We start from the raw sequence: 19,847 nt of genomic DNA, 5'->3' as shown, positions 1-19,847 counted from the left end.
AGGCTGCAGGATGGCGAACACTCCCTACCCAGAGTCCTACTACGCCGCATCGGCCAACGCGGTTCCGCCGCGCCCGGCATTGCAGGATGACGTGGAGACTGATGTCTGTGTAATCGGCGCCGGTTACACCGGCCTGTCCTCTGCCCTGTTTCTGCTGGAGAACGGTTTCAAGGTCACGGTACTGGAAGCCGCCAAAGTCGGTTTCGGTGCGTCTGGGCGGAATGGCGGGCAAATCGTTAACAGCTACAGCCGCGATATCGATGTGATCGAACGCAGTGTCGGCCCCAAGCAGGCTCAGTTGCTGGGGCAGATGGCGTTCGAGGGTGCGCGGATCATTCGCGAGCGGGTCGCCAAATATAATATCCAGTGCGACTTGAAGGACGGTGGCGTGTTCGCCGCCATCACTGCCAAGCAGATGGGCCACCTGGAGTCGCAGAAGCGTCTATGGGAACGCTTCGGTCACACGCAACTCGAGTTGCTGGATGAGCGGCGCATCCGTGAAGTGGTGGCCTGCGACCAATACGTCGGCGGCATGCTCGACATGAGCGGCGGGCACATTCATCCGCTTAATCTGGCGCTGGGCGAAGCGGCGGCTGTGGAGTCGCTGGGCGGCGTCATTTATGAGCAATCACCAGCGGTGCGCATCGAACGCGGCGCGAATCCGGTGGTGCACACGCCACAGGGCAAGGTCCGGGCAAAATTCATTATCGTTGCGGGCAACGCGTACCTGGGCAATCTGGTGCCGGAGTTGGCGGCGAAGTCGATGCCTTGCGGCACTCAGGTGATCACCACCGAGCCCTTGGGCGACGAGTTGGCGAAAAGCCTGCTGCCTCAGGATTACTGCGTCGAAGACTGCAACTACTTGCTCGACTACTACCGTCTGACGGGCGACAAGCGCCTGATTTTCGGCGGTGGCGTGGTGTATGGCGCGCGGGATCCGGCGAACATAGAGGCGATCATCCGCCCGAAAATGCTCAAGGCTTTCCCACAACTCAAGGACGTGAAGATCGATTACGCCTGGACCGGCAACTTCCTGCTGACCCTGTCGCGTCTGCCGCAAGTCGGGCGACTGGGCGACAACATCTACTACTCCCAGGGTTGCAGCGGCCACGGCGTGACTTACACGCATCTGGCGGGCAAGGTCCTGGCCGAAGCATTGCGTGGCCAGGCCGAGCGTTTCGACGCGTTTGCCGACTTGCCGCACTACCCGTTTCCCGGCGGGCAATTGCTGCGTACACCGTTTGCGGCGCTGGGTGCGTGGTATTACGGGTTGCGGGATAAATTCGGGTATTGACCGTTAAAACAAAAGATCGCAGCCTTCGGCAGCTCCTACAGAAATGCGCAATCAATGTAGGAGCTGCCGAAGGCTGCGATCTTTTGATCTTAAAGTCGATCCCGCGCTATGCCACTTCGAATCCGCAAAATATCGGCCAGTACCGCAAGGGCAATTTCCGCCGGTGTCTTGCTGCCCAGGTTCAAACCGATCGGCGCATGAATCCGCGCCAGTTCGGCATCGCCCAGCCCACCGATACGCCGCAACCGCTCAAAGCGCTTTTGCGAAGTTTGCATCGAGCCCATCACACCGATGTAAAACGCTTCGGTGCGCACGGCTTCCATCATTGCCAGGTCATCGATGCGCGGATCGTGGGTCAGCGCCACCACCGCCGTGTCGCTGTGACAGCCACCGTCGGCGATGAACACCGAGGGCAGTTGACGACGGATCTCCACGTTGTCCAGCACCACGCCTTCGAGCACTTCGTCCCGTGGATCGCAGAGAATCACTTCGAATCCAAGGCCCACCGCAAACTCCGCACACGCCTGCGCCACACTGGAATACCCGGCCAGCAACAAGCGCTGTGCCGCACCGATGCGCAGGCGAACCCGGTCGATTTCGCGTTCGACGCGCACACCCTGCTCTCGGTCATCGAGCAGGCTGCGCGCACCGCTGACCAAATCGACTTCGCGGATCAATCGACGTCGGCCCAACAGCGCCGCCTCCAGTTCCCGCAGATGCGCCTGAACGTCGCAATCTGAATCCAGCTTCTCCACCAACACATCGAGCACGCCGCCACAGGGCAGGCTGACCCGCGAGCGCGGATCATCACCTTCGCCATAACGCACGACGCTGACTGCTTCCTCAAACGCACCTTCGGCGACGCGCTCAAGGAAGTCTTCTTCGACGCAACCGCCCGACAGCGAACCGATCCACTGGCCGTCGGCGTTCACCGCCAACAACGAACCCGGTGCGCGAGGTGCCGAGCCGTAAGTGGCGAGGACCGTGCACAGCCACACGCGCTGACCAGTCACCGACCACTCCAACGCCCGGCGCACCACTTGCAGATCGAGATGCTGCATGTCAGTGCGCCTTGTGCTCAAGCGGCGGCGCATCGGCGCGCAACTTCTGCACAGCGTTCACAGCCAGGTCACCCGGCTGACCGCCCCACCCTTGACGCAGGTAGTTCAGCAGATCGGTCAGTTGCTCATCGCTAAGTTTCTCGACGAATCCCGGCATCGGCTGCATGTGCTCAAACCCGGAGAACTTCTGTTCGCCGATACCATCGTCGATCACCCGCACCAGATTGCGCGGATCTTCCAGGCGCAACGTGGTGTTGCCGCGCATGGCCACGGCGATATGCGGCTTACCTTCGCCGCCTGCCGCATGGCAACCGGCGCAGACGTTAAGGTAATCCTGACGACCACGCTGGGCGCTGGCGCTGAGTTTGTCCAACGGCACGTCAGTCAGCAGTTTTGCTGCTGGCGGCTGATCGCCGAGCAGGAACGTGGCCATCGCGGCCAGATCCGGGTCAGTGAGGCCCTGAGTGCTGTTGTGGAACACCGGGAACATCTCGTTGAACATCGTGCCCTGGGCGCTCATGCCGTGCTTGAGGAACGAGCTCAGGTCCTGATGGTTCCAGCCGCGAGCCGCCAGGTCAGTGGCCAACAGGCTCGGTGCCAGATAGCCATTGAGGATGCCGCCGGTCATGCGCTTGTCCATCTGCATCGCGCCAGGCAGGCCGCGTGGCGTGTGGCATTCGCCGCAGTGGCCGAGCACGTCGACCATGTACTGGCCGCGCTTCCAGGCTTCGCTTTTGCCTTCGGCGGATTCCAGCTTCACGTCCTTGCCGTACATCATGTTCCAGCCCATCAGGCCCGGGCGCACGTTGAACGGAAAGGTCAGGCTGGTGACCGGCGCGGCGCGCTCGATGGGCTCGACGGTTTTCAGGTAGGCGTGAATCGCATCGGAATCCGCTCGCGGCATCAGGTGATACGAGGTGTACGGCATCGCCGGGTACAGGTTCGCGCCGTCGCGACGCTTGCCTTCAGTCAACGCGGCGAAGAATTCATCGTCGTTGTACAGGCCGATGCCGTGCTCTTTGCTTGGGGTGATGTTGGTGCCGTAGATCGTGCCGAACGGCGACACGATCGGCAGGCCGCCCGCATACGGCGCGCCACCCGGCGCGGTGTGACACGCCATGCAGTCAGCAGCGCGGGCGAGGTATTCGCCTTGCTTGACCTGCGCGTCGTCAGCGTGGGCCAACAACACAGGCGCAGCCAGGCCGACCGTCAACGCCAGACGGCTAAGTAGTTGCTTCATGCTTAACCCTCCTTGACCAGGCCGAGATCGGTCAGCACGTTGCGCGTGGCACTGTAGTAGCGCACGTACCCGGTGCAACGGCAGATGTGATGACCGAGGCTGTCCTCGATGACTTTTTCCAGCTGGCTTTTGACGATTGGCTGGCGTTGCAGCTTCTCGACCAACACCGTCGCGGCATTCACAAAACCCGGTGCACAGTAGCTGCACTGGAAGGCGAACTCGTCGACAAAACGCTGCTGGATCGGGTTCAGCTCGGTGACCTTGCCCTGCTCGTCGCGGGTCGCATGGCCTTCGATGGTCCGAACCTTTTTGCCTTCGAAATAGTGCGCGCCAGTGATGCAGGTGCGCACTTCTTCGCTGGTGCCGTCAGGGTTGTCGACGATCACCACGCAGGCGTGGCAGATGCCCTGGCCGCAACCGAGGCGCGAACCGGTGAGGTTCTTGTATTCGTGCAGATAGTCGATCATCGGCAGGTCATCAGGGATGTCCACCGGGCCGACGGATTGACCGTTGAGGGTCAGTTGAAGCGGACGGTTAGCCATTGAGGGCCTCCTTGATGCGTGCAGAAGTGATAGGCAGGTCGCGGACACGTTTACCGATGGCATGGGCCACGGCGTTGCCGATGGCGCCGACCACCGGGATCATCACCACTTCGGCGATGCCTTTGGACGGATCGCTCGGCGACAATGGCGGCAGGATTTCCGCAGTCTGTTTCCACACCGCAACGTGGCGCGCCATCGGCAAGCGGTAACGGTTGAAGTTCCAGTCACCCTCCCCCGGCCCGCCTTCGTACAGCGGCATTTCTTCCATCAGCGCATGGCCGATGCCCATGGCGATACCGCCTTCGAGCTGGCCCTTGACCAACTCCGGCACCAGCACCCGACCGCACTCGACCCACGAGTGGTGGTTGAGCACCGACACTTCGTTTGAACCCTTGTTGACCTTCACTTCCACCAGCGTAGCGACCGGGCTGTAGTAAGTCACCGCCGCGTTGTTCAGCTGGGTCGCCGGGTAGGCGATGTTCTGCCGATCCAGCAGATGGAAACCGGCGCTGTTCATCTGTGCTTTCTTGGCGTTCGGTGCACCGTCGCCGTACTTCACGGCCAGACCATCGAGTGGCAAGCGTTCACGCACACCGTCGATGCTGTACTCGGCCTCGGCCCAGCTCCAGCGGTTAAAACCGTGGACCGTGGCGCCAGTGACCAGACCGCGCTCGTGGGCACGCTTGGCCAGCACCGCAAACGGCAAAGGCTCCATGCCGTTGGCGGTGAGTTTGCCGTCGACCCAATGGGCATCTTCGCGACGCACCACGTAAGGGTTGGCTTGGCCGCCAAAAGGACCTTGTCGCCAGATTTCCATCGCCGCCGGCCACAAGCCGTGGTTGAACAGCACGCGTGCCGCTTCACGGGTGGCGTGGCTGAAGTAGTACGCCGAGTTGGTCGCGGATGAGGCCGAAGCGACCTTGCCAACCCAACGCGGGTTGCGCAGGAAGTTGTCCTGCTCGGCCTGACTCATGATGTACGGGTTGCCGCCGCTGATCAGCTGCAACTCTTTCCATTCAGTTTCGCCGGTCTTCACTTCGTGCGCCGGGTTGCCGAGGAAGTCGGCCACCACCATCGCCTGGGAAGTGGACATGCCGGTGCCGATTTCGATGCCGATGTGGCGCAGGGTGATGCGACCGTCAACGGTGTATTCGATGCTGGCCATCGGCGCTTCGGAACCGGTGCCGAAGTCTTTCTGGCAGATGGCGAAACCGATGCCGTACCAGTTATCCGGGTCGGCGCCTTCGCGTTGTTGCTTGATCGCGTTGCGGTTTTTCCAGGTGTCGTGAACGGCCGCTTTGTCGAGAATCTCGTGCAGGCGCAAGGCACCGGCAGGCACCGCGCCCTGGGTGTTTTTCATGCCCGAACGCAGCGCGTTTTTGCGGCGTAGATCGATGGCATCGACACCGAGGCGATCGGCGATTTCGTCGACCATCATCTCGGTGGACGCCATGCTTTGCAGGGTGCCGTAACCACGCATCGACCCGGCTTCAACGGCGCGGGAGTGATAAGCCGTCACCTGCAAATCGTTCTGCGGCATGTAGTAGATCGACTGCGCCGCCGTGGCGCCAACCGCTGCCACGGACGGGCTGTAGTTGACCCGGCCGCCACCGTCGACGCTCATCTCGGCGCGGAAAATCTTGAAGCTGTAATCGGTCTTGTCCACCGCCAGTTGATAGCGGATGTCGAACGGGTGACGCTTGATGCCGCTCTGGAACTGTTCGTAGCGATCGTTCGCCAGACGCACTGGCACACCGGCGCCGTACAACGCTGCAAGGGCGGCGTAGTAGACGAAAATGTTGTGGTCTTTGGAGCCGTAGCCGACGGTGTAGCCGGGGTGCATGTTCAGGTTAGCCAGGCCGAAACGCGACGGCGCGATCATCTTCGCGGTCTCGGTCGCGGTTTCCAGCGGGCACTGTGTCGCCACCACGAAATGCAGGGTCTTGGTCGCTGGGTCGTACCAGCCGTTGCCGTTGTCCGGCTCCATCGCGGCCGGTTCGATCGATGGCGTCTTGTAGCGTTCGTCGAACACCAGCCAGTTGTCCGGCGGTGTGTCGATCTGCTGCTTCATGCGCTCGGCATAGAACAAGCCGCGCTCGGTCAGGTTGCCGTGCAGGTTCGGCTGCGAGTTCCACACCGGACGACGGTTTTTCAGCATCGGGAACAGGATCGAATCCTTGAGGCTGGCGAACTCGTCTTCATCGGCCGAGGTCGCACCGCCAACGCGCACGTAGCGGAAGCTGCCGTAAGGATCGCCTTCGTAGAACGGCACTTTCTCGCCGTAGCGGATTGCTTTGTCATTGAATTTGAGTTGGGCCTTGGCCTGGCGGAAACGCTCGAAGTCGTTCCAGATCAGGATCGCCACCGGGTGGCCGATGAACATCGGCACCTTGCCGGCCGGCAGCAGCGGATCAGGCGCGTGTTCTTCCGGGAAGGCGATGCCGTCCTTGATCAGGTCGTCGGCGGTGACGATGCGGTCCGGTTGCAATTCGGCACCGAGCCACGACAGGTCATAGCCGTCATAGATTCGGTCGGCCTTGATGGTTTTCAGCAGCATGGCGTGGCCTTGCTGCTGCGGCCAGCCCGGCATGTCCTTGGCGCGGATGTCACGGGCAAACACCTTGCTGCCGCAGACCTTGGACAAGGCGTCATTACGGGCGCGCGCCTTGCCGTTGTTGCCGAGCCATTGCTCGGACGGCACGGTCACGCTGTTTTCCATCAAGGCTGCCAGCGCCTGGCTGCTCAATGGCGTGAGCGTCACGCTCACACCCGCTACCAGCCCGCCCTGAAGGAACGAGCGCCGGGATATATCACGGTTGGACATGGATCATCCTCTGGGCGGTTATGGGGTCCGCCCTTCTGGTTATGTACTGGGAATCTCGAGTCTTGCAGAAGCCCCTTTTGACGATGCAAAGGGCTGTGTTGACAGTGCAAAGCTGACCGAAAGGTTAACTTTAAAGGTTTATGCGCTCGCGGAAAACAAAAAACTGACCAGGAAATCAAAAAACCGCGGCTTTTCGACGCAGCAGATCGATGAACAATCCCAGCTCGCGACTTATGTGCTCACCTTTGCGCAACAGCAGCCCGAACGGCGCCAGTTGCACGTCGAGTTCCACCGGAAGCGCCACCACCAGCCCCATTTTAAGGTAGTCGCGCAATGCGGTTTCCGACAGGACCATGATCGCGTCGGTCAGTTGAATCAGCTGCTGCATCGAATACACCGAACTGCATTCGATGATGTCCGCCGGCAGCGGCAAGGCCAGGCGCTGCAAGGCTTGATCCAGACCAATGCGCGCCGGGCTGGTTTCCGGTTGCAGGATCCACGGCCAGCCGTTGACCAGTTCTGCCATCTCCAGCTTCTTGCGCCGGGCCAGCGGATGACCGGCGTGCACCACCACCAGCAATCGCTCGTTGCCCAGTTGTTCGAAGACGTAATGCTCACTGTCGGTGGCGGCATTGCGCCGGGCGATGGCGAGGTCGATGCGACCTTGCTCCAGTAACTGGATCACTTGGTCGCTGGTGTCGCCCATGATGCGAATTCGCAGTTGCGGATTGAGTGATTTGATCTCGGCAATCGAATCCATCACCAGATCCGGCGCCGCGCCCATGATGGTGCCGATCGACAGGTAACCGTATCCGCCCTGCTGGCGCGCCATCAGGTCTTCGGCGCAACGATCAAGACCGCTGAGGGCTGACTCGGCAAAGCGAATCAGCTCCTGGCCCAGCGCCGTCGGTCGCATCCCGCGCGGCAAACGTTCGAACAGGTCGCAGCCAAACATGTCTTCAATTTCATGGAGCATGCGGGTGGCAGCCGGTTGCGACATGTTCAGGTTTTGCGAAGCACGGTGCAGGTTCTGGCTGGTACTGAGCGTCACCAGCATGTGCAGATGCTTGTAGCGCAGGCGGTTGAGCAGGCTGCGGGAGATGGTTGGCGTGGTCATCACGGGCCTTTTTTATCGATACCCTGAAGGTATCAGTTGTGAGCTAGATTCGATTTGTAACGCATCGCTCAGCGGCCGTACAGTCTTCCCCATAAGAACAAATGCCCTACCAAAGGAAAACTGCGATGAAGACTCTACCCGCGCCTCTGCTCGCCAAAATTTCCTGGCGGCTGCTCCCGTTTCTCCTGCTGATGTACATCATGGCCTTCCTCGACCGCGCCAACGTCGGGTTCGCCAAGCAAGCCTTCCAGGCCGACACCAATATCAGTGATGCCGCGTTCGCCTTCGGCGCCGGGGTGTTCTTCGTCGGTTACGCGCTGCTCGAAGTGCCGAGCAACCTGATTCTGCACCGCGTCGGCGCCCGTCTGTGGATGTGCCGGATCATGGTCACCTGGGGCCTGGTCTCCGCGGCCATGGTCTTCGCCCACACCGAAACCAGCTTCTACATCCTGCGTTTTTTGCTGGGCGTGGCCGAGGCCGGATTCTTCCCCGGCGTGATCCTTTACCTCACCTACTGGTTCCCCAGCGCCGTGCGCGGCAAAGCCATGGGCTTCTTCTACTTCGGTGCGCCGCTGGCGTTCATCTTCGGCAGCCCGTTGTCCGGTCTGCTACTGGAAATGGACGGTTTCGCCGGCTTCCACGGCTGGCAATGGCTGTTCGCCGTTGAAGGCTTGATGGCGACGGCGGTGGGCATCTGGGCTTATTGGTACCTCGACAATCGCCCGGCCGATGCCAAGTGGCTGACCGTCGAAGAGCGCCAGCAAGTACAGAACCTGCTCGATCAGGAAGACAGCCACAAACAGAACCACGGCCGCAGCCTGCTCAACGTGATTTGCCAGCCTTCGGTGCTGTACCTGTGCCTGATTTATCTGCTCATCCAGGCGAGCGTCTACGGCGTGGTGTTTTACCTGCCGACCCAGGTTGGCGGACTGCTCGGCACCAAAGTCGGGTTGATGGTCGGACTGGTCACTGCGATTCCATGGATTTGCGCATTGATCGCCGCCTACCTGATTCCCGGCTACAGCGATCGCACCGGCGAACGCCGCCGCACCGCTAGCCTGACCTTGTTGATGGCCGCTGCCGGGATCGCCTGCTCGGTGACCTTCAGCAATCCGCTGCTGGGGATCATTGCCCTGTGCTTTGCCGCTTCCGGCTTCATCGCCGTGCAACCGGTGTTCTGGACCTTCCCCTCCAGCTACCTCGCCGGCAGCGCCGCCGCAGCCGGCATCGCCCTGATCAACTCGTTCGGCGCCCTCGGCGGCTTCATCGCTCCGGTGCTGAAGAACTGGGCCGAAGGCGCCTTCCATTCACCGGCAGCCGGCTTGTACGTGCTGTCCGCTACCACCGTCATCGCCGCGTTGCTGGTGCTGGGCGTACGTTCGCCCGGCCATAAAGCCTCGAACAAACCGGCCACCGTTTAAACCTGACCGCCGTTTAAAAAAAGGAATCACACCATGGGCATCCCAACCATCAAACACGTCCGCGCTTTCACCTTGCGTGGCGGCGGCGCGGATTATCACGATCAGGCGGACGGCCACTGGATCGACGATCACATCGCTACCCCGATGAGCAAGTACCCGGAGTACCGCCAGAGCCGCCGCACCTTCGGCATCAACGTGCTCGGTACGCTTGTGGTAGAGATTGAAGCCAGCGACGGCACCGTCGGTTTTGCCGTGACCACGGGCGGTGAGCCTGCCGCCTACATCGTCGAGAAACATCTGGCGCGGTTCCTTGAAGGTGCAAAAGTCACCGACATCGAAAAGATCTGGGACCAGATGTACCAGTCGACCCTGTATTACGGGCGCAAAGGCATCGTCATCAACACAATCTCCGGCGTCGACCTGGCGCTGTGGGACTTGCTTGGCAAGATCCGCCAGGAGCCGGTGCACCAATTACTCGGCGGCGCAGTGCGCGACGAGTTGCAGTTCTACGCCACCGGCGCCCGCCCGGACCTGGCGCAGAAAATGGGCTTCATCGGCGGCAAGATGCCGCTGCACCACGGCCCCGCCGAAGGCGAAGAAGGCCTGCGCAAGAACCTCGAAGAACTGGCGACCATGCGCGAACGGGTCGGCCCGGACTTCTGGCTGATGCTCGATTGCTGGATGAGCCTGGACCTCAACTACGCCACCAAACTGGCGGTCGGCGCCCACGAACATGGCTTGAAATGGATCGAAGAAGCCCTGCCGCCAGACGATTACTGGGGCTACGCCGCCCTGCGCAACAACGTGCCAAAAGGCATGTTAGTGACCACTGGCGAGCACGAAGCCACGCGTTGGGGTTTCCGCATGCTGCTGGAAATGGGCTGCTGCGACATCATTCAGCCAGACGTCGGCTGGTGCGGCGGCCTCACCGAACTGGTGAAAATCTCGGCGTTGGCCGATGCCCATAACGCGTTGGTCATTCCCCATGGCTCTTCGGTTTACAGCTATCACTTCGTCGCCACCCGACATAACAGCCCGTTCGCCGAATTCCTGATGATGGCGCCAAAAGCCGACGAAGTGGTGCCGATGTTCCATCCACAACTGCTGGGCGAGCCGGTGCCGGTCAATGGCCGTATGCGTATGTCGGCGCTCGACCAGCCAGGTTTCGGCGTGACACTCAACCCCGAATGCCAACTGCATCGGCCGTACAGCCGCTGAGAAAGGAGCCCGACATGAACATGCCGCACAACGCTTTCAAAGCCGCGCTGAAAAAAGCCGCGCCTCAATATGGCATCTGGGCCGGATTCGCCACCGGCTACGCCGCCGAAATCGTCGCCACCACCGGTTACGACTGGATGCTGATCGACGGCGAGCACGCACCGAACACCGTGCCCGGCGTACTCGCGCAATTGCAGGCCGTGGCGCCCTACTCCACTGCGCCGATCGTGCGCGCGGTGAATGGCGACGCCAACCTGATCAAGCAACTGCTGGATATCGGCGCGCAGACGCTGATGATCCCGATGGTCGAAACCGCTGAACAGGCCAAGGCATTGGTCCGCGCGATGCGCTATCCGCCCCACGGCATTCGCGGCGTCGGTGGCGGCCTGACCCGCGCCACCCGTTGGGACGGCGTGCCCGATTATCTCAATACCGCCCACGAACAGCTGTGCCTGATCGTGCAGGTGGAATCGCGCATCGGCGTGGAAAACGTCGAAGCGATTGCCGCCGTCGAAGGCGTCGATGCGGTGTTTATCGGCCCGGCGGATTTGTCGATTGGCCTTGGCCATGCCGGCAATCCAGGTCATCCGGAAGTTCAGGAGCGCATTCAACACGCGGTAAACGCAACTCTGGCGGCGGGCAAGGCCTGCGGAATTCTCGCCCCCAACGAAGAAGATGCCCGTCGCTACCAAGGCTGGGGTTGCCAGTTCATCGCAGTAGCCATCGACATCAGCCTGCTGCGCCAGAGCGCCATGACTACCCTCGCCCGCTACCGCGAACCGGCCAGCACACAAGCGCCGTCACGCACTTACTGATCTGCCAAGGAGTCGTCCCATGCCGTCCGTGCCTGTTTACGAAAACTTCATCAATGGCCAGTTCGTGGCCAGCGCTGCCCACCTCGATGTGATCAACCCGGCCACCGGAGCCGTGTTGTCGAAAGTCCCGGCCTCGACCGCCGAAGACGTCGACCGCGCCCTCGCCGCTGCCCGTGCCGCGCAAAAGGACTGGTCGCGTAAACCGGCGAATGACCGCGCCGGCTACCTGCGTCGCATCGCTGCCAAGCTGCGGGAAAACGTCGCGCACCTGGCGCGCACCATTACGCTGGAACAAGGCAAGATCAGCGGCCTGGCCGAGGTCGAAGTCAACTTCACCGCTGACTACCTCGACTACATGGCCGAATGGGCGCGGCGCATCGAAGGTGAAATCATCACCAGCGACCGTCAGAACGAAAACATCTTTCTGTTCCGCAAACCGTTGGGCGTGGTGGCCGGGATTCTGCCGTGGAATTTCCCGTTCTTCCTGATCGCCCGCAAGATGGCCCCGGCGCTGCTGACCGGCAACACCATCGTCATCAAGCCCAGCGAAGAAACGCCGAACAACTGCTTCGAATTTGCCCGTTTGGTGGCCGAAACCGATTTGCCGCCCGGCGTGTTCAACGTAGTTTGCGGTGACGGCCAGGTTGGCGCCGCACTGAGTGCGCACAAAGGCGTGGACATGATCAGCTTCACCGGCAGCGTCGACACCGGCTCGCGGATCATGGCCGCCGCTGCGCCGAACATCACCAAGCTCAATCTGGAACTGGGCGGCAAGGCGCCGGCCATTGTGCTGGCGGACGCAGATCTCGACCTCGCTGTGAAGGCCATCCGAGATTCGCGCATCATCAACAGCGGTCAGGTTTGCAACTGCGCCGAGCGGGTGTACGTCGAGCGCAAAGTGGCGGATCAGTTCATCGAGCGCATCGCGGCGGCCATGAGCGCGACCCGATATGGCGATCCGGTTGCGCAATCCGATGTGGAAATGGGTCCGCTGATCAACCGCCAGGGGCTGGACAGCGTCAACCGTAAAGTCCGCACGGCATTGAGCCAAGGTGCGAACCTGATCAGCGGCGGGCAAATCGCCGACCTGCCGAATGGCTTCCACTTCCAACCCACGGTGCTTGCCGGGTGCCGCGCCGACATGGAGATCATGCGCGAAGAGATTTTCGGCCCGGTGCTGCCGATCCAGATCATCGACGACCTCGACGAAGCCATCGCCCTGGCCAACGACTGCGACTATGGCCTGACCTCGTCGATCTACACCCGCGACCTGAGCAAAACCCTGCACGCCATGCGCGAGCTGGATTTTGGCGAAACCTACGTCAACCGCGAGAACTTCGAAGCCATGCAAGGCTTCCATGCCGGCGTGCGTAAATCGGGGATTGGCGGTGCGGATGGCAAGCATGGGTTGTATGAATACACCCATACGCATGCGGTTTATTTGCAAGGCTGAGTATTTGGCGGTGCTGTTTGGACCGCTATCGCGAGCAGGCTCGCTCCTACAGGTGATTTGTGTTGTTCAAGCAAATCCCATGTAGGAGCGAGCCTGCTCGCGATGGCGTCAGACCAGTTCAACGCAATGCCATCAAAAATCCACAGTCGCCGACAGCAAATAAGTCCGCGGCGTCGACAGTGTCAACCCCGGCTCGCTGTCATCCGAAGCCCCCGCCGAACTCCAGTAGCGCTTGTCCGCCACGTTCTCGACATTCGCCCGCACGGTGATGGTCTTTTCATCGACCCTGAACGCATACCGCGCGCCCACGTCGAACCGCTCCCACGAATCGATTTCCTTGTTGTTGGACTGATCCAGATACTGCGAACTGGAATAGATGCCACGACTGGTCAGGGTCAAGCCTTGCACACTCGGCACGTCCCACTCGGCGCCCAGATTGACGTTGTACTTCGGCGTGGCCGGCGCCCGGTTGCCATCGAAAGTGCCGTTGGTGGTGTCGTTCAACTCGCTGTCGATGTACATCACACCGCCGAGCAGGCGGAAACCCTTGAGTGGCTCGCCGAACACGCTCAACTCCACACCATCATTCTGCCGTTTGCCGTTCGGGCCGAAGACCCGCGTCGTGGCGTTGGTCTCGTAGGCTGGCTGTTTGATGCGGAACACGGCGGCGGTGAGGGCGAACGCACCGGCGTCGTACTTGGCACCAACCTCGACCTGACGACTGATGAATGGAGGAAAAATCTCGTCCTCGTTCAACGAAGTCGACGGCGCAATCTTGCCCTGGCTCAGGCCTTCCATGTAGTTGGCGTACAGCGACAACTTGTCGGTCGCCTTGAACAGAATGCCGCCCGATGGCGAGAACTTTTCCTCGTCGTAGGCCGTGTCGCCTTTGACGTCATCCGACCAGTCATCCACCTTCACCCGCTGCCAGCGGCCGCCAAGGGTCAGCAGCAAGCGGTCATCGAAGAAACCCAGCGTGTCGGACAACGCCACGCTGCTGAAGCGGTTCTCGGTGTAGACCTCTGGATCGAATCGCGTCGGGCGGACGGGTGTAGGTGTTTCCCGAGGGTTGAAGAGGTTGCTGGGGGCCGCGGCATAACGGGAGCCACCATTTTCGAAATCCATGTAGAAGTAGCTTGCCGCCAGGTTGACCTGATGGCTCACCGGACCGGTATGGAACCAGTTGCGCACGCCTGCCGTGGCCGTGCGGACATTTTCATCGCGGGTGAAATCACGCGGCAGAACGCTGAAATCGCCAGCATCATTGGTGACCGCAACGGCATGCCGAAGAAAATCATGATTACTTTTGCGCGCGCCCACACCGCCGTACAGCATGACTGAATCGTTGACATCGAACTCGCCGTTCAGCGTGCCAAAGGTGTCGGTGGTCCGTGCCTGGCTCCAGGGCTGTGCATAGTTGTCACGGACATCGTTGGCATTCGGCACTTTCGCGTTGGCGCCAATCTGCACGCGTTCCTGCGGGGCATCGGTATCGCGCTCGGTGTGGCCGATGTCGGTCGAGAGGCGCAGGCGCTCACCGCGAAAGTCCAGGCCCAGCACGGCCATTTCGCGGTCGACACTCTGGTGATCCCAGTCGGTGTCGCCGGACTGCTTCACGCCATTGAAACGAACGCCGAACATGTCGCCCTCACCAAAACGCCGACCGACATCCACGGCACCGCCGACTTGGTTGTTGGACGCGTAGCTACCAGTGAACGAGGTGATGGGCTGGTCGGTCGCGCGTTTGGGTACCACGTTGATCCCGCCACCCACGCTGCCTCGCGGCGAGATACCGTTGATGAGCTGGCTCGGACCTTTGAGGATGTCGACGCGGTCGGCCATCTCCATGTCGATCGTATAAGTCGGCAGGATGCCGTACAGACCGTTGTAGGAAACATCGCTATTGAACAGGCTGAGCCCGCGAATGGTGAATTGCTCGTAACGCCCACCCGCCGGGTTGGTGGCGCGAACCGAAGGATCGCTGGCGACCAGGTCGCCCAAGGTGCGGGCCTGCTGGTTTTTCACCGTTTCACTGGTGTAGGTGGTCATGCTGAACGGCGTTTCCATGAAGTCTTGCGAGCCTAGCAAGCCTTGCGATCCGCGACGCGCAACCTGTCCACCGGCATACGGATCGCCATGTTCGGTATCAACGGCACCGAGAATCGAAGTCGCGCCCAATTGCAGGCTGGCGCCACTTGGTGCCGGAATCAGGATGTACGCCTGCTCGCCCACCGGCTGCAATTGCAGTCCGGAATTTTGTAGCAGGCGAGCAAAGCCCTCTTCCACTCCGTAGTCACCGGACAAACCGGCACTGCTGCGACCGCTGACCAGCGCCGGATCGACCGACAGATTGACCCCGGCCAAACCCGCGAACCGTGTCAACGCATCGCTCAGGCTGCCGGCGGGCACCTGGAAGCTGCGGCGGGCGGCGTCTTCGGCCCAGCCGTTGGTGATGAAAAACGGGCTGGCGCTCAAGCTCAGCAACAGGCTCAGGCGCAACAACGGGCGCAGACCGGACGACGCCGGGCGCGGACAGCAAGGCTTTACTGCGGGCATTGAAAAAGCTCTCTTGTGCGTTCAGTTGCCTTGAATGACAAGCGAGTGGAAAAAAGGGGACACGCTTCAGACAACTTTTTTGCGCGGCAGTAACGTCACCCAGTAACGGGTGCGCGTTTGCACCTCCAACGGCAGGCTGACTGCCAGCAACGCGAGAATGCGATCGGTGTCATCGAGGCGGAAACTGCCGGTGACGCGCAGCGCTTCGAGTTCAGGCTCCCAACGCAAAACACCCGGTCGATAGGTATCGAGCTCACGCAGGAAATCCCCCAGCGGCTGGTTGTTAGCCATCAGCACGCCTTCACGCCAACCGGGTTGCAGCACATCAAAGGCTTGCACCGCACCGGCGCCTGCGGCTTGAAGATTCACCTGCTGACCCGCGCGCAGCGTCAGTGTTGAGCCCTGCAACGGTTGCAACTGCACGGCGCCGTTGAACACCGAGACTCGACAACCGCGATTGTCCTGGCGCACGCAGACTTCGCTTTGGCTGACGATCACTTGACCGAAGCGGGTCTGGATCGTCAATGGCGAGACACCCGACACCTTCAGCGACATTTCGCCCTCCACCAGCTTCAACCGGCGATTCGGCAAATCCACATCGACGGCGCTGGCGGTATTTAGTTGCAGGGAGCTGCCATCCGCGAGATGCACTTGTTTGCGCTCGCCAGTGGCGGTGTGCAGATCGGCGCGCCAGACGTTCATAGGTAATTGCCGGCTGATCAGCCAGGCTGCGGGCACCAACGCTACGGCGCCCAGTGCGCGTTTGAGCACCACGCGGCGCCCAGGATCGGGACGGTCGAGGCTGCTCAGGGCCAACGCTGAAGGCAGGTCGGCGAAGCGCTGACGCAAAGCTTGCGCCTTCTGCCAGGCTTGCTCATGGCTGGGCGACGTATCGCGCCAGCGCTGCAGGTTCGCGCGATCCTGCTCGGTGGCACCACCGGATTCGAGCAAAGCCAGCCATTGCGCGGCCGCTCGCACCACCTGACGGGCATCGGGCGCGGCGCTGTTCACAGTTCCACCAACAGGCAATGCTCGTAGGCTTGCGCCATGTAGCGCTTGATCGTGCGTTCGGAGACTGACAAGCGCTCGGCGATTTGCTGGTAGCTCAGGCCTTCGAGCTGACTCCAGAGAAAAGCCCGTCGTACTGCTCGCGGCAATCCATCGAGCAATTCGTCCAGGGCTTGCAGGGTTTCCAGTAGTAACCAGCGCTGTTCCGGGGACGGCACGCAGTCTTCCGGCAGGGATGCCAAGGCATTCAGGTAAGCCTGCTCGAGACTGCGGCGCTGATAGAAGTTGCTCAGCAGGCGCTTGCCCACTGTCAGCAGATAGGCACGGGGCTCATGCAGATCCGCGACCCGCTGGGAGCTGGCGAGCAAACGCAAAAACGTATCCTGACTGAGGTCCGCCGCATCGCAGGCATTGCCCATGCGTCGCCTTAACCAGCTCTCAAGCCAGCCACGGTGATCGCGGTACAGGTCGTGAAGGGTTTGCTCCTTCGGCATCGCTGCATCACTCATCTCAAGAAGCCCTGTGCCAGGAGTCGTAAATGAGAGTGATTCTAATTAATGTTGCAGCAACGAACCAAGCGCTTTATGCACCGCGAGTGCAGAAAGATTGGGCGCTAAGAGCGAAAGAGTAGAAAAAGCCAAATTTCAGACACAAAAAACCCCGGTCTTTCGACCAGGGTCTTTGCTATCGACTCGAAGTAAACCAGTGGCTTTCTTCGTAGCTCCGAGGCGTTCAGTAGGCCTCAGTGCAGATATGGCGCAGCGGACGGGACTCGAACCCGCGACCCCCGGCGTGACAGGCCGGTATTCTAACCGACTGAACTACCGCTGCGTATCGCTTTGGACTTTCGCCCAAGTAACTCGTTTGATTGAAGAGCTTCGGTGCTTTTCAATCGCGAACCAGAGCGAAATCTGCTTCGTAAATAATGGCGCAGCGGACGGGACTCGAACCCGCGACCCCCGGCGTGACAGGCCGGTATTCTAACCGACTGAACTACCGCTGCGCGTCGGTGGAGGCATTTCAGCTTCCTTCTTGCTTTCGCAAGTTTCTCGGGAGTGGTGGGTGATGACGGGATCGAACCGCCGACATTCTGCTTGTAAGGCAGACGCTCTCCCAGCTGAGCTAATCACCCGTTTGCATCTCCGAGGCCGCGAAATTTACGCAGGTGGCGAACCTAAGTCAATAGCAGGATTGAAGTTTTTCTGAAAAAGACAAAATCGTTTCAATCCGCACAATGTCGCTAGTAGCCAGACCGCTGGAGTTACTCGCTGTAAATCATCTTCTTGGTCATGCCACCGTCCACCACGAACTCCTGGCCCGTGACGAAACCGGCGTTCTTCGACAGCAACCAGGCCACCATCGCCGCCACATCCTCGACCGTCCCTACCCTGCCCGCCGGATGTTGGGCATGATCGGCATCGGTCAGCGGTTCGGCACGGCGCGCAGAAGGGTCGCGCGCATCGATCCAGCCCGGGCTGACGGCATTGACGCGAATTTCCGGGCCAAGGCTGATGGCGAGCGCGTGAGTCAGGGCCAGCAAACCGCCCTTGCTCGCCGCATACGCCTCGGTATCAGGCTCCGATTGCGCGGCACGGGTCGAGGCCAGATTGACGATCGACCCGTTGTGAGCGCGAAGATACGGCGCACAGTGCTTGGCCAATAGCATCGGCCCACTGAGGTTCACCGCCAACACCCGATTCCAGTAAGCCAGATCGAGGCTTTCCAGGGTGATGTTGTGCGGATCGGCAACTGCCGCGTTGCACACCAACGCATCCAGACGCCCGAATTGCCCCAGCACCTCGGCAACACCCAGCGCGACCTGCCCTTCGTTCGAGACGTCCATGGCGATGAACCAGGCATTGTCGCCGAGTACCTTCGCCACTTTCGAACCGCGCTGACGATCCAGGTCCGTCAGCACGACTTGCCAGCCCTCGCTGATCAGCCAGGCCGCAATCCCCAACCCAATGCCCCGCGCAGCACCGGTTACCAGTGCAACACGACCATTGGAAGCGGGTGGCGTAGACAGCTCGATCACAAGGCAGCCAACCCGCGCGCCAGGTCGGCTTGCAGGTCTGCCACGTCTTCCAGACCGACCGCGACGCGGATCAGGCTGTCACGAATGCCCGCGGCTTCACGCTCTTGCGGCGCCAGACGGCCGTGAGAGGTGGTGCTCGGGTGAGTGATGGTGGTTTTACTGTCGCCCAGGTTGGCGGTGATCGAAATCAGGCGCGTTGCATCGATAAAGCGCCAGGCGCCCTCTTTGCCGCCCTTCACTTCGAAGCTCACCACCGCGCCGAACCCCTTCTGCTGACGCAGGGCCAATTCGTGCTGCGGATGGCTCTTGAGACCGGCGTAATGGACTTTCTCGATGCCGTCCTGCTGCTCCAGCCACTCGGCCAGTTGCTGGGCGTTGGCGCAGTGCGCCTTCATCCGCAGGTTCAGGGTTTCCAGGCCCTTGAGGAAGATCCAGGCGTTGAACGGGCTCAGGGTCGGCCCGGCAGTACGCAGGAAACCGACCACTTCTTTCATCTGCTCGCTGCGACCGGCGACGACACCGCCCATGCAACGGCCCTGGCCGTCGATGAACTTGGTCGCCGAGTGCACGACGATGTCCGCGCCCATTTTCAGCGGCTGCTGCAACGCAGGGGTGCAGAAACAGTTGTCGACCACCAGCATCGCGCCTTTGGCGTGAGCGATTTTCGCCAGTTCGGCGATGTCGACCAGCTCGGCCAGAGGGTTGGATGGCGACTCGACGAACAGCAATTTGGTGTTGGCCTTGATCGCCGCGTCCCAACCGGACAAGTCCGCCAGGGCCACGTAATCGACTTCGATCCCGAAGCGTTTGAAGTACTTCTCGAACAGGCTGATGGTCGAGCCAAACACGCTGCGCGACACCAATACGTGGTCGCCGGCGCTGCACAGGCTCATCACCACCGCCATGATCGCAGCCATGCCGGTTGCGGTGGCCACGGCTTGCTCGGCGCTTTCCAGGGCCGCGATGCGCTCTTCGAAGGCGCGCACGGTCGGGTTGGTGTAGCGCGAGTAGACGTTGCCCGGCACTTCGCCGGCAAAACGCGCGGCGGCGTCGGCAGCGGTGCGGAATACGTAGCTGGAAGTGAAGAACATCGGATCACCGTGTTCGCCTTCCGGCGTACGGTGCTGACCGGCACGTACGGCCAGGGTATCGAACGCTACGCCTTCGAGGTCGCTGTCCAACCGACCGGCATCCCAATCCTGACTCATGCTGTCACTCCTTTCCCTAATTCTCGTAAATTAAAAGCCGGATACAAAACCGGCC

General features: G+C 61.2%; 15 protein-coding genes and 3 tRNA genes. 5 read left to right on the top strand and 13 right to left on the bottom strand.

The window, feature by feature from the left end:
• The first annotated feature begins 10 nt into the window (after window positions 1-10).
• Complete coding sequence (locus V6Z53_RS12595) at window positions 11-1,294, top strand: FAD-binding oxidoreductase (RefSeq protein ID WP_338585828.1); 1,284 nt, start codon at window positions 11-13, stop codon at window positions 1,292-1,294.
• An 89-nt stretch (window positions 1,295-1,383) separates the two neighbouring features.
• Here the strand turns inward: V6Z53_RS12595 and V6Z53_RS12590 are convergent, their stop codons facing one another.
• From V6Z53_RS12590 to V6Z53_RS12570, 5 genes are all read right to left on the bottom strand, one after another.
• The gene (locus V6Z53_RS12590; protein WP_338585827.1) at window positions 1,384-2,355 is read right to left on the bottom strand and encodes an XdhC family protein; all 972 of its coding nucleotides are present in this window, start codon (window positions 2,353-2,355) and stop codon (window positions 1,384-1,386) included.
• Between the two features lies 1 nt (window position 2,356).
• Complete coding sequence (locus V6Z53_RS12585; protein WP_338585826.1) at window positions 2,357-3,595, bottom strand: cytochrome c; 1,239 nt, start codon at window positions 3,593-3,595, stop codon at window positions 2,357-2,359.
• Between the two features lie 2 nt (window positions 3,596-3,597).
• The gene (locus tag V6Z53_RS12580) at window positions 3,598-4,137 is read right to left on the bottom strand and encodes a (2Fe-2S)-binding protein (protein ID WP_007982256.1); all 540 of its coding nucleotides are present in this window, start codon (window positions 4,135-4,137) and stop codon (window positions 3,598-3,600) included.
• Window positions 4,130-6,961 carry a xanthine dehydrogenase family protein molybdopterin-binding subunit gene (locus V6Z53_RS12575; protein WP_338585825.1) on the bottom strand — a complete coding sequence of 944 codons (2,832 nt, stop codon included), beginning with the start codon at window positions 6,959-6,961 and terminating at the stop codon, window positions 4,130-4,132. The genes V6Z53_RS12580 and V6Z53_RS12575 overlap by 8 nt, the downstream gene beginning before the upstream one ends.
• Window positions 6,962-7,136: 175 nt before the next feature.
• A complete protein-coding gene (locus tag V6Z53_RS12570) occupies window positions 7,137-8,078 on the bottom strand; it encodes a LysR family transcriptional regulator (protein WP_338585824.1) in 942 nt (313 codons plus the stop codon).
• Between the two features lie 125 nt (window positions 8,079-8,203).
• Here V6Z53_RS12570 and V6Z53_RS12565 point away from each other — a divergent pair, with 125 nt between their 5' ends.
• From V6Z53_RS12565 to aldA, 4 genes are read left to right on the top strand one after another with little or no spacing between them, the layout of a single operon-like run.
• On the top strand, window positions 8,204-9,499 hold the full coding sequence (locus tag V6Z53_RS12565) for an MFS transporter (RefSeq protein ID WP_338585823.1): 1,296 nt from the start codon (window positions 8,204-8,206) through the stop codon (window positions 9,497-9,499).
• Window positions 9,500-9,532: 33 nt separating this feature from the next.
• A complete protein-coding gene (gene rhmD, locus V6Z53_RS12560) occupies window positions 9,533-10,717 on the top strand; it encodes an L-rhamnonate dehydratase (RefSeq protein ID WP_338585822.1) in 1,185 nt (394 codons plus the stop codon).
• A 14-nt stretch (window positions 10,718-10,731) separates the two neighbouring features.
• Entirely contained in the window at window positions 10,732-11,532 is an 801-nt protein-coding gene (locus tag V6Z53_RS12555) for an HpcH/HpaI aldolase/citrate lyase family protein (protein WP_338585821.1), read from the top strand.
• Window positions 11,533-11,551: 19 nt separating this feature from the next.
• Window positions 11,552-12,985 (top strand): aldehyde dehydrogenase, encoded by a 1,434-nt coding sequence (gene aldA, locus V6Z53_RS12550; RefSeq protein WP_338585820.1) that lies wholly within the window; start codon window positions 11,552-11,554, stop codon window positions 12,983-12,985.
• 132 nt (window positions 12,986-13,117) lie between these two features.
• On the opposite strand, the gene V6Z53_RS12545 is transcribed toward aldA, so the two are convergent.
• The 8 genes from V6Z53_RS12545 to V6Z53_RS12510 all read right to left on the bottom strand — a co-directional run bounded on the left by V6Z53_RS12545 (window position 13,118) and on the right by V6Z53_RS12510 (window position 19,792).
• A complete protein-coding gene (locus V6Z53_RS12545) occupies window positions 13,118-15,541 on the bottom strand; it encodes a TonB-dependent receptor (protein WP_338585819.1) in 2,424 nt (807 codons plus the stop codon).
• A 66-nt stretch (window positions 15,542-15,607) separates the two neighbouring features.
• Complete coding sequence (locus tag V6Z53_RS12540) at window positions 15,608-16,552, bottom strand: FecR domain-containing protein (RefSeq protein ID WP_338585818.1); 945 nt, start codon at window positions 16,550-16,552, stop codon at window positions 15,608-15,610.
• Entirely contained in the window at window positions 16,549-17,058 is a 510-nt protein-coding gene (locus V6Z53_RS12535; RefSeq protein ID WP_338585817.1) for a sigma-70 family RNA polymerase sigma factor, read from the bottom strand. Before V6Z53_RS12535 ends, V6Z53_RS12540 begins: the two co-directional genes overlap by 4 nt.
• 245 nt (window positions 17,059-17,303) lie before the next feature.
• Window positions 17,304-17,380 (bottom strand) — tRNA-Asp (locus V6Z53_RS12530).
• 95 nt (window positions 17,381-17,475) lie between these two features.
• Window positions 17,476-17,552: transfer RNA gene (locus V6Z53_RS12525), tRNA-Asp, on the bottom strand.
• Window positions 17,553-17,605: 53 nt separating this feature from the next.
• Window positions 17,606-17,681, bottom strand: a tRNA-Val gene (locus V6Z53_RS12520).
• A 129-nt stretch (window positions 17,682-17,810) separates the two neighbouring features.
• Entirely contained in the window at window positions 17,811-18,584 is a 774-nt protein-coding gene (locus V6Z53_RS12515) for an SDR family oxidoreductase (protein ID WP_338585816.1), read from the bottom strand.
• Entirely contained in the window at window positions 18,581-19,792 is a 1,212-nt protein-coding gene (locus V6Z53_RS12510; protein WP_150715390.1) for an O-succinylhomoserine sulfhydrylase, read from the bottom strand. Before V6Z53_RS12510 ends, V6Z53_RS12515 begins: the two co-directional genes overlap by 4 nt.
• Between the last annotated feature and the right edge of the window lie 55 nt (window positions 19,793-19,847).

It is taken from the genome of Pseudomonas sp. MAG733B, assembly GCF_036884845.1.
Classification (GTDB): Bacteria; Pseudomonadota; Gammaproteobacteria; order Pseudomonadales; family Pseudomonadaceae; genus Aquipseudomonas.
Note: the sequence above shows the minus strand (reverse complement) of the source record. Positions and strands in the feature narration are given on the sequence as shown.